The 13,785-nt window shown below is 65.4% G+C and carries 12 protein-coding genes; 8 read left to right on the top strand and 4 right to left on the bottom strand.

What is annotated here, in order from left to right:
- Nucleotides 1-152: 152 nt before the first annotated feature.
- From IB256_RS07295 to IB256_RS07260, 8 genes are all read left to right on the top strand, one after another.
- Complete coding sequence (locus IB256_RS07295) at nt 153-1,082, top strand: amidohydrolase family protein (RefSeq protein ID WP_192294811.1); 930 nt, start codon at nt 153-155, stop codon at nt 1,080-1,082.
- A gap of 4 nt (nt 1,083-1,086) precedes the next feature.
- Nucleotides 1,087-1,992: an amidohydrolase family protein gene (locus IB256_RS07290; RefSeq protein ID WP_192294812.1), complete on the top strand. Its 906-nt coding sequence runs from the start codon at nt 1,087-1,089 to the stop codon at nt 1,990-1,992.
- Nucleotides 1,993-2,108: 116 nt separating this feature from the next.
- Nucleotides 2,109-3,494 carry a UbiD family decarboxylase gene (locus IB256_RS07285; protein ID WP_192294813.1) on the top strand — a complete coding sequence of 462 codons (1,386 nt, stop codon included), beginning with the start codon at nt 2,109-2,111 and terminating at the stop codon, nt 3,492-3,494.
- On the top strand, nt 3,491-4,102 hold the full coding sequence (locus IB256_RS07280) for a UbiX family flavin prenyltransferase (protein WP_192401902.1): 612 nt from the start codon (nt 3,491-3,493) through the stop codon (nt 4,100-4,102). The genes IB256_RS07285 and IB256_RS07280 overlap by 4 nt, the downstream gene beginning before the upstream one ends.
- On the top strand, nt 4,099-5,145 hold the full coding sequence (locus IB256_RS07275; protein WP_192401900.1) for a CobW family GTP-binding protein: 1,047 nt from the start codon (nt 4,099-4,101) through the stop codon (nt 5,143-5,145). The genes IB256_RS07280 and IB256_RS07275 overlap by 4 nt, the downstream gene beginning before the upstream one ends.
- A gap of 91 nt (nt 5,146-5,236) precedes the next feature.
- Entirely contained in the window at nt 5,237-6,592 is a 1,356-nt protein-coding gene (locus IB256_RS07270) for a nucleobase:cation symporter-2 family protein (RefSeq protein ID WP_192401897.1), read from the top strand.
- Between the two features lie 12 nt (nt 6,593-6,604).
- Nucleotides 6,605-7,993 (top strand): amidohydrolase family protein, encoded by a 1,389-nt coding sequence (locus IB256_RS07265; protein WP_192294817.1) that lies wholly within the window; start codon nt 6,605-6,607, stop codon nt 7,991-7,993.
- A gap of 201 nt (nt 7,994-8,194) precedes the next feature.
- Nucleotides 8,195-9,052, top strand: coding sequence for an outer membrane protein OmpK (locus IB256_RS07260; RefSeq protein WP_192294818.1), 858 nt, complete (start codon nt 8,195-8,197; stop codon nt 9,050-9,052).
- A gap of 28 nt (nt 9,053-9,080) precedes the next feature.
- Here IB256_RS07260 and IB256_RS07255 read toward each other — a convergent pair whose 3' ends face one another.
- The 4 genes from IB256_RS07255 to IB256_RS07240 form a co-directional block, all read right to left on the bottom strand.
- Nucleotides 9,081-9,731 (bottom strand): TetR/AcrR family transcriptional regulator, encoded by a 651-nt coding sequence (locus IB256_RS07255; RefSeq protein WP_192294819.1) that lies wholly within the window; start codon nt 9,729-9,731, stop codon nt 9,081-9,083.
- 77 nt (nt 9,732-9,808) lie between these two features.
- A complete protein-coding gene (locus IB256_RS07250; protein WP_192401895.1) occupies nt 9,809-11,290 on the bottom strand; it encodes an aldehyde dehydrogenase in 1,482 nt (493 codons plus the stop codon).
- Nucleotides 11,291-11,317: 27 nt separating this feature from the next.
- The gene (locus tag IB256_RS07245) at nt 11,318-12,931 is read right to left on the bottom strand and encodes an ABC transporter ATP-binding protein (RefSeq protein ID WP_192294821.1); all 1,614 of its coding nucleotides are present in this window, start codon (nt 12,929-12,931) and stop codon (nt 11,318-11,320) included.
- Nucleotides 12,932-12,965: 34 nt separating this feature from the next.
- Complete coding sequence (locus IB256_RS07240) at nt 12,966-13,781, bottom strand: ABC transporter permease (RefSeq protein WP_192294822.1); 816 nt, start codon at nt 13,779-13,781, stop codon at nt 12,966-12,968.
- Nucleotides 13,782-13,785 lie beyond the last annotated feature (4 nt).

The following is a 13,785-nucleotide window of genomic DNA, read 5'->3' as shown; positions in this document are numbered from 1 at the left end:
AATACTGCCCCCCAAGCAGCCAGCGTCCCAGAGTGGATGCGACCAGGCGAGGGAATGCGCGAGTCTGTCGCGCATAGAAACGGCCGATTATCCGGGACGTGGTTGCTGCGAACCGCAAGGTTCCCTTCCCCGCTATCAGGAGATCGACTTCAATGATCATCGATATCAGCTGCTATCCAACTGACCAGGTTGACCTGGCCTGGAGGCATGACGGCGACCCGTTCACCGGCGAGCGTCTGCTGGAGATGATGGATGGCCCGTACATGGTCAACGGCAAACCTCGCCGCATCGACAAAGCCTTCATCCAGCCGCCGCAAGGCAACACCATCTACACCTGGACCGACGGCGAACTCAGCGGTCGCGAATCCATCGACGCCTACATGGCCTACACCCTGAAGATGGTCCAGACCTACCCGGACCGCTTCATCGGCTGCTTCGTCTACAACCCGCGCTGCGGGGTGGAGAACGGCGTCGAAGCGATCGAACGCTATGTCACGGAACATGGCTTCAAGATGGTCCAGATGCAGGCCAACATGCATGCCTATCGCCCGGACCGGGCGCTGGACTGGGTCCGTCCGGCCTTCGAGAAGTGCGCCGAGCTGGGCATCCCGGTCAAGCTGCACACTGGCGACGGGCCCTACAGCATCCCATCGGAATGGGTGCCGATGATCAAGGAATTCCCCAACGTCAACTTCATCATGGCCCACTTCGGCGTGCAGACCGGCGGGGTCTACGTGTTCGAGCCGATGCAATGGGCGATGGAACTGCCCAACGTCTACTGCGAGTCGGGCTGGTGCCTGCAATCGCGGATCGTCGAATTCGCCAAGGTCCTGCCGACGCACAAGATCCTCTTCGGCACGGACACGCCGCCGAACGAGCCGGGCATGTGGCTGCGCCTGCTGGAAGTGCTCTGCCATGAGCCGCCCCAGGGCCTGAACCTCGACGAGGACACCCTCGAGGAATACCTGGGCAACAACACCGCGCGAATGATCGGGCTTGAGCCGACTCCGCCGCCGCGTTCCGTTTCCGAAGCCGAGGCGCAACTCAAGCGCCCTGTCACGACTCAACAGGCCAGGAGCTGAACCCATGATCATCGATACCCATCTGCACCCCACCAACCTGGTCGACGAGGCCTGGCGCCACACCGGCGAACCCTTCACCGGCGAGCGCATGCTCAAGCTGATGGACGGCCCGTACATGATCAACGGCAAACCGCGCCGCATCGACATGGGCTTCATCCAGCCGCCGCCGGGCAACACTGGCTACCGCGACGGCAACCGTCGGGGCCGCGAGGGCGTGCGCGACTACATGTCCTATGTCGCCGAACTCTGCGTGACCTACCCCGACCGCTTCATCGGCAACTTCACCTTCAACCCGCGCTGGGGCCCGGAAAACGGTGCGGCGGAGCTGGAGTTCCATGTCAAGGAATACGGCTTCAAGATGCTCAAGCTGCACGCCAACATGCACGGCTACCGCCCGGACCGCGCGCTCGACTGGCTGCGCCCGGCCATGAAGGTCTGCGCCAAGTACAACATCGTGGTGCTGATCCACACCGGCGATGGGCCCTACACCATCCCGACGATGTTCTACCCGATCATCCGAGAGTTCCCGATGGTCAACTTCATCATCGGCCACTTCGGCATTCAGACCGGCGGCAACTACTCGTTCGAGGCCTTCTGGATGGCCATGGACACGCCGAACGTGTACTGCGAATCCGGCTGGTGCTTCCAGTCGCGGATCGTCGAGTTCGCCAAGGACCTGCCGCGCCACAAGATCGTGTTCGGCACCGACTCGCCGCCGAACGAGCCGGGCATGTGGCTGCGGGAGCTGGAAGTGCTGTGTTCACCGGCACCCCAGGGCCTAGGCATCGACGAGGACCACCTCGAGGACTACCTGGGCAACAACATCGCCCGGCTGTGCGGCATCGAGCCGACACCGCCGCCCAGGAACCTGGTCGAGGCAGACGCCCGTCTGAGCAAGACCTACCTGTAACACAGCGGGACTTCCAGGCGCACAGATGAACCGGTGTTCGATCGGGCAGGCCGCTGGCCTCTCGATCGAACGTCGCCCTCGGCCCTGCGCGCCTGTTTTTTTCAGGAGGTGAAAGCATGCCCCTTTCCACGCTCGGCGATACCCAGGATTTCCACGATTTCATCGACAGCTATCGCCGGCAGTATCCGGACGATGTGCTCACCATCGAGTCCCCGCTTTCCGCCGACCAGGAGGTCACCGCGCTGGTCGATGCCCTGGCCGCGCAAGGCCGCGACCCACTGCTGATCTGCGAAAACGTCGGCACCCTCGGCGTGCCGGTGGTCACCAACCTGTTCGCCTCCCGGACCCGCATCGCGCGGATCTTCGGCGTTACCCCGGCGCAGCTGCACGAGGCCTTCCAGAGCCGTGCCAACCAACCGATCCCGCCCCGCCATGTGGAAACCGGCCCGGTACTCGACGAGATATTCGAGGGCGAAGCGCTGGACCTGGCACTGCTGCCGATGCTCAAGCATTTCGACAGCGACCGCGGGCCGTACATCACCAATGCAATCATCATCGCCGAAGACCCGGTCAGCGGCATCGCCAACATGAGCTACCACCGCTCGATGCGCCACGCCCGGCAGACCCTCGCCACCAGCCTGCACTCCCGTGGCCACCTGTGGCGCATGCTGCAAAGCGCCCGCGAGCGCGGCGAAGAACTGCACGTGGCCATGGTGGTCGGCGCACACCCGCTGTTCATGCTGGCTGCTGCCGCCCGGCTGCCGTTTGGCAGTGACGAGCGCGCCGTGGCCGGCGGACTGTTCGGCGCACCGCTGGAACTGGTCAGGACCCCGCGCTATGGCATCGGCGTACCGGCCTACGCCGAGTTCGTACTGGAAGGTGCGATAGACCCGGCCGGGTATGCCGAAGAAGGCCCCTTCGGCGAGTTCAGCGGCTACTCCTCGGACCGCTCGACCAACAACGTCCTGCGGGTCGACACCCTGATGCGCCGCAAGGACGCCTGGCTGGTGGACGTGGTCGGAGGACGCTATGCCGAGCACCTGACCCTGGCGAGGCTGCCTCGGGAAGCGGAGATGAGCGAGAAACTCAAGGCGCGCTTCCCTGCCGTCACCGCCGTGCACTACCCCAACTCCGGCACGCACTTTCACTGCTACGTGGCGCTGGACCAGAGCCGCGATGGCGAAGCGCGGCAGATCATGCTCGCCCTGCTGGGCTGGGACCCGTACCTGAAAACCGTGATCGCGGTGGACGGCGACATCGACATCACCGATGACAGCCAGGTGCTGTGGGCACTGGCCACGCACTTCCAGCCGCACCAGGACATCTTCGTCGTCGACGGCCTGCCCGGCAGTCCGCTGGACCCCTCCTCCTCGGTCAATGGCACCACCTCGCGGATGGGCCTGGATGCCACCCGTGGATCGGGATTCGATGGAATCAAGGCGCAACTGGACCAGGACGTGGTCGAGCGCGCCCGCGATCTGCTCAAGAGCATCGGGTCATGAGCCGCCAGCGGATGGTGGTCGGCATCAGCGGTGCGTCGGGCTTCATCTACGGCGTACGGCTGCTGGAATTGCTCGCCGAGCTGGACATCGAAAGCCACCTGGTCATCAGCCGCGCCGCGCTGCTGACCATGGCCCATGAAACCGACTACAAGCTGGCGGACGTCACGGCACTGGCCAGCCACTACCACCGCGCCGATGACGTAGCCGCCGGCATCGCCAGCGGTTCGTTCCGCTGCCTGGGCATGGTGGTCGCGCCGTGCTCCATGCGCACCCTGGCGGAAATCGCGACCGGGACCTCCACCGGCCTGATCGGCCGCGCCGCCGACGTCACCCTCAAGGAGCGCCGGACGCTGGTGCTGATGGCCCGGGAGACGCCGCTGACCCTGGCCCACCTGCGCAACATGACTGCCGTCACCGAGATGGGCGGAATCATCGCCTTGCCGGTACCGGCCTTCTATGCCCGCCCGCATTCCCTTTCGCAAATGGTCGATCACAGCCTTGGCCGTGTCCTCGACCTGTTCGGCCTCGACGCCGGTACCGCACTGCGCTGGGGTGAACCCGGCCCGGCGTCCACCGGCCATTTCTCGCAATCGAAGGAGCTCGCATGAACAGCCCACTCCAGCAACCGACCCCGAACCGCAAGATTCCGGTGACCATCCTCACCGGCTTCCTCGGCGCCGGCAAAACCACGCTGCTCAACTACATCCTCAAGGAAAACCACGGTCGCAGGATTGCCGTGATCGAAAACGAGTTCGGCGAAGTCGGCATCGACGGTGACCTGGTGCTCAGCTCCGAGACCGAGGAAATCTACGAGATGGTCAACGGCTGCGTGTGCTGCACCGCGGAGGTGCGCGAGGACCTGGTGCGCATCGTCCGCGAGCTGGTGGCGCGCCCGGTGCGGCTCGATCACATCCTCATCGAAACCAGCGGCCTGGCCGATCCGTACCCGGTGGCGCAGAGCTTCTTCATCAACGACCCGATTTCCGAGGAAGTGGAACTGGACGCCATCGTGGCCATGGTCGACGCCAGGCACATCACCCAGCACCTGGAGGACCTGCAGCTCGACGGCGCGGACAACCAGGCCGTGGACCAGATCGTCTGTGCCGACCGGATCGTCATCAACAAGATCGATCTGGTCAGCGCTGTCGAGGTGGAGAGCCTGAGCGAGAGGATTCGCGGCCTGAATGCCACGGCGGATCTGGTGACCTCCAGCTACGCCGAGATCGACCTGACGAAGATCCTCGGCGTGGGTGCGTTCGAGTCAACCCAGAAACTGATGGAAATCGGCTCGGACCACGATCACCACACCGAAGAACATCATCACGACCACGACGATCTGGCGCATGACCACGATCCCAGTGTGTCCTCCGTCGGCATCGCCGTGGATGGCGCGGTGAACCTGGGCGCCTTCCACCGCTGGATCAGCGAGCTGCGCGTCCAGCAGGCCGACAACCTCTACCGCATGAAAGGCGTGCTGGCGGTCAAGGACCAGGATCAGCGCTACGTGCTGCAGGGCGTGCACAGCCTCGTCGAGTTTCGCGCCTCCACCTCATGGGGCACGGAACCACGCTCCAGCAAGATCGTGTTCATCGGCCGCGACCTGGACCGCGCAGCGTTGAACCAAGGATTCGCGGCCTGTCTGGCCGGCTGAGAAGAAGCATCGGCGCCGGTGGATGGCGGCTCCGGGCACGCAGAACGAATACCCCTCTCTACCCAATAAAAACAGCAAGAGGTGATTCCCCATGTCGTCAGCCAGTACCGTCTCCACCGTCCACCCGGTCGACCAGGTATTACCGGTCCGGCAAATGCTCACCCTCGGCCTGCAGCACATGGCCGTCTCGTACATCGGCGCCATCGCCGTGCCCCTGATCGTCGCCAGCGCCTTGAAGATGTCCGAAGCCGATACCGTGGTGCTGATCAGCACCACGCTGTTCTGCTCCGGCATCGCCACCCTGCTGCAGTGCGTCGGCTTCTGGAAGTTCGGCGTGCGCCTGCCGATCCTCCAGGGCGTGGCCTTCAGCAGCGTCGGCCCGGTCATCGCCATCGGCAGCGACCCGCAGGTGGGTTTCGCCGGGGTTTGCGGAGCGGTGATCGGGGCGGGGATCTTCACCTTGCTCGCCGCGCCGCTCGTGGGTCGATTGCGCCGGTACTTCCCACCGGTGGTCACCGGCTGCATCGTCACAGTGATCGGCCTGCAACTCTTCCCGATCGCCTATGAATGGATCGGCGGCGGCCGCCAAGCCAGCGATTTCGGCGCGCCGACCTACCTGGCCGTCTCCGTGGTGGTGCTGGCGACCATCCTGCTGGTCAACCGCTACGGCACTCCGATGCTGCGCAACATGGCGGTACTGCTGGGCATGCTGGTGGGTGCGGGGCTGGCCTACGGCCTGGGCATGGGCAGTTTCCACAGCGTACAGGAAGCCCCCTGGCTGACCGTGCCCTACCCCTTCCACTTCGGCCTGCCGACCTTCAGCCTGATCCCGATCGCGACCATGGTGGTAGTGATGATCGTGCAGATGGTCGAGTCCATGGGGCTGTTCGTCGCCATCGGCGACATCGTCGATAAACCGGTGAGCGAGAAACAGGTGATCGGCGGCCTACGCGCCAACGGGCTGGCGAGCACCATCGCCGGGATGTTCGCAGCGTTTCCATTCATTGCCTTCATGGAGAACGTCGGACTGGTGATCCTCACCGGCGTGCGCAGCCGCTGGGTGGTGGCGATCAGCGGGCTGCTGATGTGCTCGGTGGCGCTGGTGCCCAAGGCCGGGGCGATCATCGCCTCGATGCCCACCGCGGCTCTTGGCGGCGCCGGTGTCGCCATGTTCGGCGTGGTCGCGGCAGCCGGCATCCAGACCCTGGCCAAGGTCGATTACGAGCGCAACCGCTACAACGTCCTGATCGTCGGTTTCACCATCGTGGCTGCCCTGGTGCCGGTGATGGCGCCGACCTTGTTCAAGCAACTGCCCGAGTGGTCTCAGCCGTTCCTGCACAGCAGCGTGGTGATCGCCTGCCTGGTGTCGGTGCTGCTCAACGCGGCGCTCAATGGCGTCAGCGCCCCCGACAGTACAGGCAGCAAGTCCGCCTCCCACACCCTCTGACTGGAGAAGCCCATGACTCAACTGCAGAACACCCTGATCAAGAATCCCCTGGCGGTGATGACCGGGTTGCGCGGTCCGCGCGCCCGGGCTGGTGGCGTAGACATCCGTGTCGTCGACGGTCGCATCGCCGAAATGGCGGTGGGCCTCACGGCGCAACCGGGGGAGCGAGTCATCGACGCTCGTGACTCGGTGGTGTATCCGGGCTGGATCAATACCCACCATCACCTCTTCCAGAACCTGCTCAAGGCAGTACCAGAAGGGATGAACCAGGACCTGCAGGGCTGGTTGGCCAGCGTGCCCTATCCACGCCTGAACCTCTTCACCCCCCAACTGGCGCGGATCGCTGCGCGGCTGGGCATGGCCGAGCTGCTGCTGTCCGGGGTGACGACCTGCGCTGATCACCATTACCTCTACCACGCCAACGGCACCACCGAGACCGGCGACCTGCTGTTCGACATGGCCGAGACTTTCGGGATGCGCTTCGCTCTGTGCCGAGGCGGAGCGCTGGAGTCGGCAAGCGCACATCCGGGATTCTCGAAAACGGCGCTGCAACCCGAGACCCTGGATCAGATGGTCGGCGACATCGAGCGCCTCAAATCGCTGTACCACCAGGACACTCCGGATGCGATGCGCCGGGTGGTGGTGGCGCCGACCACGCCAACCTTCTCGCTGCCGCCAACCCTGCTGCGCGAACTGGCCCACTCCGCGCGCGGCCTCGGCCTGCGACTGCACACTCACCTTTCGGAGACGCAGAACTACGTCAACTTCTGCCGCGAAAAATACAACTGTCTCCCCGTGGAATTCGTCGCCGAACACGAATGGCTCGGCCCTGACGTCTGGTTCGCCCACGCGGTCCACATGCAGCCAGGCGAAATCCGCATGCTCGCGCAAACCGGCACCGGCATCTCCCACTGCCCGGTGAGCAATGCACGGTTGGGCAGCGGCATCGCACCGGTGCCACAGATGTATGAGGCCGGCGTGCCGATCTCCCTTGGGGTCGACGGCGTCGCCTCGAACGAGTCCGGAAGCATGGTCGGCGAAGCGCATACCGCCTGGCTGATCCATCGCGCGGAGCAAGGCGCGTCGGCCACCACGGTCGAAGACGTGATCCATTGGGGAACGGCTGGCGGGGCAAGGGTGCTGGGGCTGGACTCGGTCGGCACACTGGAAATCGGAAAGGCTGCGGACCTGGTCATCTACAGCCTGGATCATCCGCGCTTCTTCGGCTTCCACGATGCCGCGCTCGCACCGGTAGCTGCCGGCGAGCCGATCAGCGTGCGCTACAGCATGGTCGGGGGACGGCTGGTGGTCGATGACGGCGTGATTCCGGGGCTGGACCTGGAGCGCATGCGCGCCGAAGCCTGGGACGGCGTGCAGCAACTGATGCAGATCGACGACTGATCCACGCACCGCGCAGGAGCCGGCTTGCCAGCGATGGCGCCTTCGGGCCGGGCTCCTGCGGCCTCCTCATTCCCTCGGGACAACTCGACTGGCCCGGCTCATTTCGCCGCGCCGGGAAGCACACGCCCTGAGCAAAGTCCCACCGGGAAAAAACCAGGAATCCCCCGTGCCAACGGGGCGATGACTCACGGGAAACAGAAGATGCAGAAACCTATGTTACCTGCCTGCCAGGCCCTCGCCGTCGGCGTTCTGTCGCTGAGCACGGTCACTTCGGCGCCCGCTGCCGAATGGAGCGACAGCTCTTTCAGCTACCTGTACGGCACTCGCTTTGCCGAGCCGGGCATCGATGATTCGATTGCCAAGAACATCGTCGAATTCACCTATGTCGACGGCTACCAGTACGGCGGCAACTTTCTCGACATCCAGGCGTTGTTTTCCGACAGCAGCGACCCCGCTGAAGACAGCGACGACGGCGCCACGGAATTCTATGTGGTGTACCGCCATCAACTGTCGCTCAACAAGATTTCCGGCCAGGACTTCAAGTGGGGCCCCGTGCGGGACTGGTCGCTGTCGGCCGGCCTCGACTGGAACACGAAGAACACCGCCTTCGCGCCGGAAAAACGCATGTTCGTCGTCGGCCCGACCCTCAACTTCGACGTGCCGGGCTTCTGGGACCTGAGCCTGATGTACCGCACCGAGAAGAACCACAATGGCCTGCCCTTCGCTCGCGAGCACGATATCCGCTTCGACGATACCTACTATGTGGAAACCGCCTGGGACACCCCGTTCCAGCTCGACTCGGTATCACTCAAGTTCAAGGGTTTCGCCAACTTCGTCCCGCCCAAGGGCAAGGATAGCTTTGGCAACGACACCGTGAGCGAGACGCTGGTACACGCGGCTGTGCTGGTAGACGTCGGCGAGTTGACGTTCGGCAGGAAAAACACGCTCTTCGCCGGGGTGGGTTACGAATACTGGAAGAACAAGTTCGGCAACAACTCCGCCAACACGCCAGGCACCGAGGCCAATACGCCGTTCCTGAACCTGGAGTGGCATCTGTGAGACGCCAGAGGCATTGAGAAGGCTTCGCTTACCGGGAGTTTTCGGGCATGTAGAAGGCGACCAGATCGAGGCAGGCACTGATGCCATGCTCGATCGCCTTCATGTTCCGCCGGCGCTGCCAGTCCAGCCAGAGGCCGTCGAGCATGGCCATGATGGCATCGGCCGACTTCTCGATGCGCTCGCTGCCCACTTCGCGCTCCTCGGCGATCCTGCGCAGGATCTCCACCAGGCGTTCGCGATAGATAGCGTAGAGCTTGCACTCGGTGTCGGCGATGTCCTCCTGGAACAGCGAGGCGGACCACAGGTCGATTCGCACCGACAGGTAGCTGCGGTCGAGGAAGGTGCTGGTGAAGCCGCTGCGCAGGAAAACCTCGAGCTGCGCCATGGACGTGCGCGGCTCGGCCACCAGCCCGGCGCGTGTCGCTTCGTAGAGCTGGTGCGAGGCGTACTTGTAGGCCTCCACCAGCAGCTCGTTCATGTCCTTGAAATGGTAGCTGATGTGCCCCAGCGCCATCTCGGCGCGCGCCGCTACCTTGCGTGCGGAGAGCTTGGCGTAGCCCTCCTCGCTCAGGCAGAGGAAGGCCGCCTTGATGATTTCCTCACGGCGCAGTTCGGGGTCGTAGACCTTCTTCGTTTTCTGCTGGGCGGTTTTGTGTTGCGCCGCTTTCTGCTGGGGCATGGCGTGCCGGTTCCGAGGTTGGCAGTTCGGGGCGGATTATTCCGCCCCGGGTCCGTGATGGTCAAAAGTTAGTTCATTCAGAGCCTGATCCAGGTCGCCTTCAGCTCAGTGTACTTGTCGAAGGCGTGCAGCGAGCGGTCCCGCCCGTTGCCGGACTGCTTGAAGCCGCCAAAGGGCGCGGTCATGTCGCCGCCGGAGTACTGGTTGACCCACACCGAGCCGGCCCGCAGCGCGCGCGAGACCTGGTGCGCGCGCGAAAGACTGGACGTCCACAGGGCCGCTGCCAGACCGTAAGGTGTGTCGTTGGCAATGGCAACCGCCTCCCCGGCATCTTCGAAGGCTATCACCGAGAGCACCGCACCGAAGATTTCCTCGCGGGCAATGCGCATGTCGTTGCGCACACCGTCGAAGACCACCGGCGCCAGGTAGCAGCCCTCGCCTTCGCCGGTACCCGTTACCAGCCGGGCACCCTCTTCCAGGCCGCTGGCGATATAGCCCTGCACTGACTGCAGATGTTGCGCGTCGACCAGCGCGCCGTACCGGCTGGCCGGGTCGAGCGCATCGTTGGGCGTCCACGCGGCGAGCGCCTCGCGCAGGTACTCGAGGAACTCCTCGCGCACCGACTCCTGCACCAGCAGCCGTGAGCCAGCGGTGCACACCTGGCCCTGGTTGTAGGCGATGGCGGAAGCCGCGCTGGTGGCGGCGGCGCGCAGGTCCGGGGCATCGGCGAAGACGATGTTCGGGCTCTTGCCGCCGGCCTCGGTCCACACGCGCTTCAGGTTCGACTGCCCGGAAGCGATCATCAGCCGCTTGGCCACGCCGGTCGAACCGGTGAAAGCGATGGCGTCCACATCCATATGCCGGGACAGGGCGTCGCCGGCTTCGGCGCCGTAGCCCGGCACCACGTTGAGCACGCCCTCGGGAATCCCCGCCTCGCACGCCAGCGCGGCGATGCGAATGGCCGTCAGCGGCGAGCGCTCGGAAGGCTTGAGCACCACCGAGTTGCCGCAGGCCAGCGCCGGGCCGAGCTTCCAGCTGGCCATCAGCAGCGGGAAGTTCCACGGCACTATAACCCCGACCACGCCCACGGCTTCGCGGGTGACCAGGCCCAGCTGGTCCTCGGCGGTGGCGGCGATCTCGCCGTAGACCTTGTCGATGGCCTCGGCGGACCAGCGGATGGCATTCGCCGCGCCGGGCACGTCGGTGGCCAGGGCATGGCCGATGGGCTTGCCCATGTCGAGGGTTTCCAGCAGGGCCAGCTCCTCGACATGACTTTCCAGCAGATCGGCGAAGCGGATCAGGATGCGCTTGCGCTGCACCGGCGCCAGGCGCGACCAGTGTCCGGCGTCGAAGACGCGGCGCGCGGCGGCTACTGCGCGGTCAATGTCAGCCGCGCTGCCACGGGCAATGGCCGCCAGCTTGCGGCCGTCCAGCGGGCTGCTCTTGTCGAAACTGCGCTGGTCCTGCGCGGCGCTGTAGCTGCCGGCGATGAAGCAGCGGCCTTCGATGGCGAGCGCGGCGGCGCGTTCGCTCCAGTCCTGGCGAGTTGTTGCGGTCATGGGTTTGCTCCTTGAGCGGAATTGGATTCAGGCGACGCCCCGCTGTGACAGGCCGTCGAGCCAGTCCGGGTCCATCTGCGGCATGCTGTCGAGCAGGCGGGTGACGTAGCTGTCGCAGGGCGGCGTGAACACCCGCTGCTTTTCACCAAAGTCGACGACCTGGCCGGCCTTGAGCACCAGCACGTCGTCGGCGATGGACTTCACCACCGACAGGTCGTGTGTGATGAACAGGTAGGTGACACCCAGGCTCTGCTTGAGGTCGTCGATCAGCCGCAGGATGCCCTCGGCCACCAGCTGGTCGAGGGCGCTGGTGATCTCGTCGCAGACGATCACCGCCGGGTCCGCGGCCAGCGCGCGGGCGATGCCGACGCGCTGCTTCTGGCCGCCGGACAGCTCGCCCGGCCGCCGCATCATGAAGCGGCCCGGTTCCAGCCCTACTGCGGACAGCAGTTCGCGGGTTCGTTCATCGCGCCGCGCGGCGCCCAGGCCGCCGTAGAACTGCAGCGGCCGACCGACGATGTCGCCGATACGCTGACGCGGGTTCAGCGCGGTGTCGGCCATCTGGTAGATCATCTGGATCGCCCGCAGCTCGTCGCGGCTGCGCTTGGCGTAGTGCCCGGCCAGCGGCGCGCCACGGAACAGGATGCTGCCCTCGCGGCTGGGCAGAGCCCCGGTGATACAGCGCCCGAGGGTCGATTTGCCCGAGCCGGACTCGCCGACGATGGCCAGCGTGCGCCCGGGGAAGACCTTCAGCGACACATCGTCGAGCACCTGCTTGTTGCCGTAGCCGGCGCGGATGCCGCGCAGCTCCAGCAGCGGCTGCTGGTCGGCGGCTACCGGCGGGCGCGCCTCGCAGGCGAGGTTGCGCACCGCCCACAGCGAGCGGGTGTAGTCAGCCTGCGGCTGGGCGATCACCCGGCGCTTGTCGCCGCGTTCTACCAGATGGCCGTCCTTGAGCACCATCACCTCGTCGGCCATCTGCGCCACCACGGCGAGGTCGTGGGAGATGTAGATGGCCGCCACCTGGAATTCGCGGACCAGCTCGCGGATGGTCAGCAGCACGTCGATCTGCGTGGTGACGTCCAGCGCCGTGGTCGGCTCGTCGAAGATGATCAGGTCCGGCCGGCAGGACATCGCCATGGCGGTCATGATCCGCTGCAGCTGGCCGCCGGAGACCTGGTGCGGGTAGCGCTCGCCGATGGTTTCCGGCTCGGGCAGGGATATCTTGCGGTACAGCTCCACGGCATCCCGGCGTGCCTGCTCGCGAGCAGCCAGGCCGTGTTCCAGGGCGCTCTCGCAGTGCTGGTCGATCAGCCGGTGCGCCGGGTTGAAGCTCGCCGCCGCGGACTGCGCAACATAAGCGATGCGTGCGCCGAGCAGTTCGCGATGTTGCGACTCGGGCACCTGGCGCAGGTCGATGCCGTCGAAGAGGATTTCGCCGCCGCTGATGCGGCAGCCCTCGCGGGTGTAGCCCATGGCGGCGAGGCCGATGGTGGATTTGCCAGCGCCGGACTCGCCGACCAGGCCGAGTATCTTGCCGCGCTGCAGCTGCAGGTCGATGCCGTGGACGATCTCGTTCCAGCCATCCGCGCCGCCGGCCTCGATGCGCAGGCCGGTGATCTTCAGCAAGGGTTCGCTCATGTTGCGTGTCCTCAAACAATACGGGGGCGGACGTTCATCGCCGCTGGGCGAGGAACCAGTCGGCGACGAAGTTGACGGCAATCGCCAGCACACCGATGGCGGCGGCGGGAATCAGCGGGGTGAGGTCGCCGAAGGAAATCAGCGAAGCGTTCTCGCGGACCATGCTGCCCCAGTCCGCCAGCGGCGGTTGCAGGCCCAGGCCGAGGAACGACAGCGAGGAAATGGTCAGGAACACGAAGCAGAAGCGCAGGCCGAACTCCGCCACCAGCGGCGCGCGCACGTTGGGCAGCAGCTCCATCGCCACCAGCCAGAGCAGCCCCTCGCCGCGCAGCCGGGCGACTTCCATGTAGTCGGTCACCACCACGTTGAGCGACACCGAGCGCGCCAGGCGGAATATCCGCGTGGCGTCCACCAGGGCAATGACGAACACCAGGTTGGCGATGCTGGTGCCGAAGATGGTCAGCAGGAGCAGCGCGCAGATCAGCTGCGGCACCGCCATCAGCACGTCCACCAGGCGCGACAGCGCGCCATCCACCCAGCCGCCCAGCGCGGCGGCGATCAACCCCAGCGAGCCGCCGATGAAGAACGCCAGCGCTGTGGACAGCAGCGCGATGCCGATGGTGTTGCGTGCGGCGAAGATCACCCGCGAGAGCATGTCGCGCCCCAGTGCGTCGGTGCCCAGCCAGTGCTGCGCGCTCCAGGGGTCGTATTCGCTGCCGACGATCTCGGTCTCGCCGAAGGGCGCCACCAGTGGGCCGAACAGCGCGAGGAAGGTGTAGAAGAGGATGATCAGCAGGCCAATGCGGGCGGTCCAGGTCATCTGCTTGAAGGTTGCGATCAAGGCATTCATTGGC

Origin of the sequence: Pseudomonas sp. PDM17 (assembly GCF_014851985.1) — a bacterium.
In the GTDB taxonomy this organism is placed as follows: Bacteria; Pseudomonadota; Gammaproteobacteria; order Pseudomonadales; family Pseudomonadaceae; genus Pseudomonas.
The sequence above is the reverse complement of the archived record's forward strand: the minus strand, read 5'-3'. Positions and strand labels throughout refer to the sequence as shown.

Excerpts from the sequence above, each read along its gene's own strand:
- IB256_RS07295 (WP_192294811.1), top strand. The coding sequence starts at position 153 with ATGATCATCGATATCAGCTGCTATCCAACTGACCAGGTTGACCTGGCC.
- IB256_RS07290 (WP_192294812.1), top strand. The coding sequence starts at position 1,087 with ATGATCATCGATACCCATCTGCACCCCACCAACCTGGTCGACGAGGCC.
- IB256_RS07285 (WP_192294813.1), top strand. The coding sequence starts at position 2,109 with ATGCCCCTTTCCACGCTCGGCGATACCCAGGATTTCCACGATTTCATC.
- IB256_RS07280 (WP_192401902.1), top strand. The coding sequence starts at position 3,491 with ATGAGCCGCCAGCGGATGGTGGTCGGCATCAGCGGTGCGTCGGGCTTC.
- IB256_RS07275 (WP_192401900.1), top strand. The coding sequence starts at position 4,099 with ATGAACAGCCCACTCCAGCAACCGACCCCGAACCGCAAGATTCCGGTG.
- IB256_RS07270 (WP_192401897.1), top strand. The coding sequence starts at position 5,237 with ATGTCGTCAGCCAGTACCGTCTCCACCGTCCACCCGGTCGACCAGGTA.
- IB256_RS07265 (WP_192294817.1), top strand. The coding sequence starts at position 6,605 with ATGACTCAACTGCAGAACACCCTGATCAAGAATCCCCTGGCGGTGATG.
- IB256_RS07260 (WP_192294818.1), top strand. The coding sequence starts at position 8,195 with ATGCAGAAACCTATGTTACCTGCCTGCCAGGCCCTCGCCGTCGGCGTT.
- IB256_RS07255 (WP_192294819.1), bottom strand. The coding sequence starts at position 9,731 with ATGCCCCAGCAGAAAGCGGCGCAACACAAAACCGCCCAGCAGAAAACG.
- IB256_RS07250 (WP_192401895.1), bottom strand. The coding sequence starts at position 11,290 with ATGACCGCAACAACTCGCCAGGACTGGAGCGAACGCGCCGCCGCGCTC.
- IB256_RS07245 (WP_192294821.1), bottom strand. The coding sequence starts at position 12,931 with ATGAGCGAACCCTTGCTGAAGATCACCGGCCTGCGCATCGAGGCCGGC.
- IB256_RS07240 (WP_192294822.1), bottom strand. The coding sequence starts at position 13,781 with ATGAATGCCTTGATCGCAACCTTCAAGCAGATGACCTGGACCGCCCGC.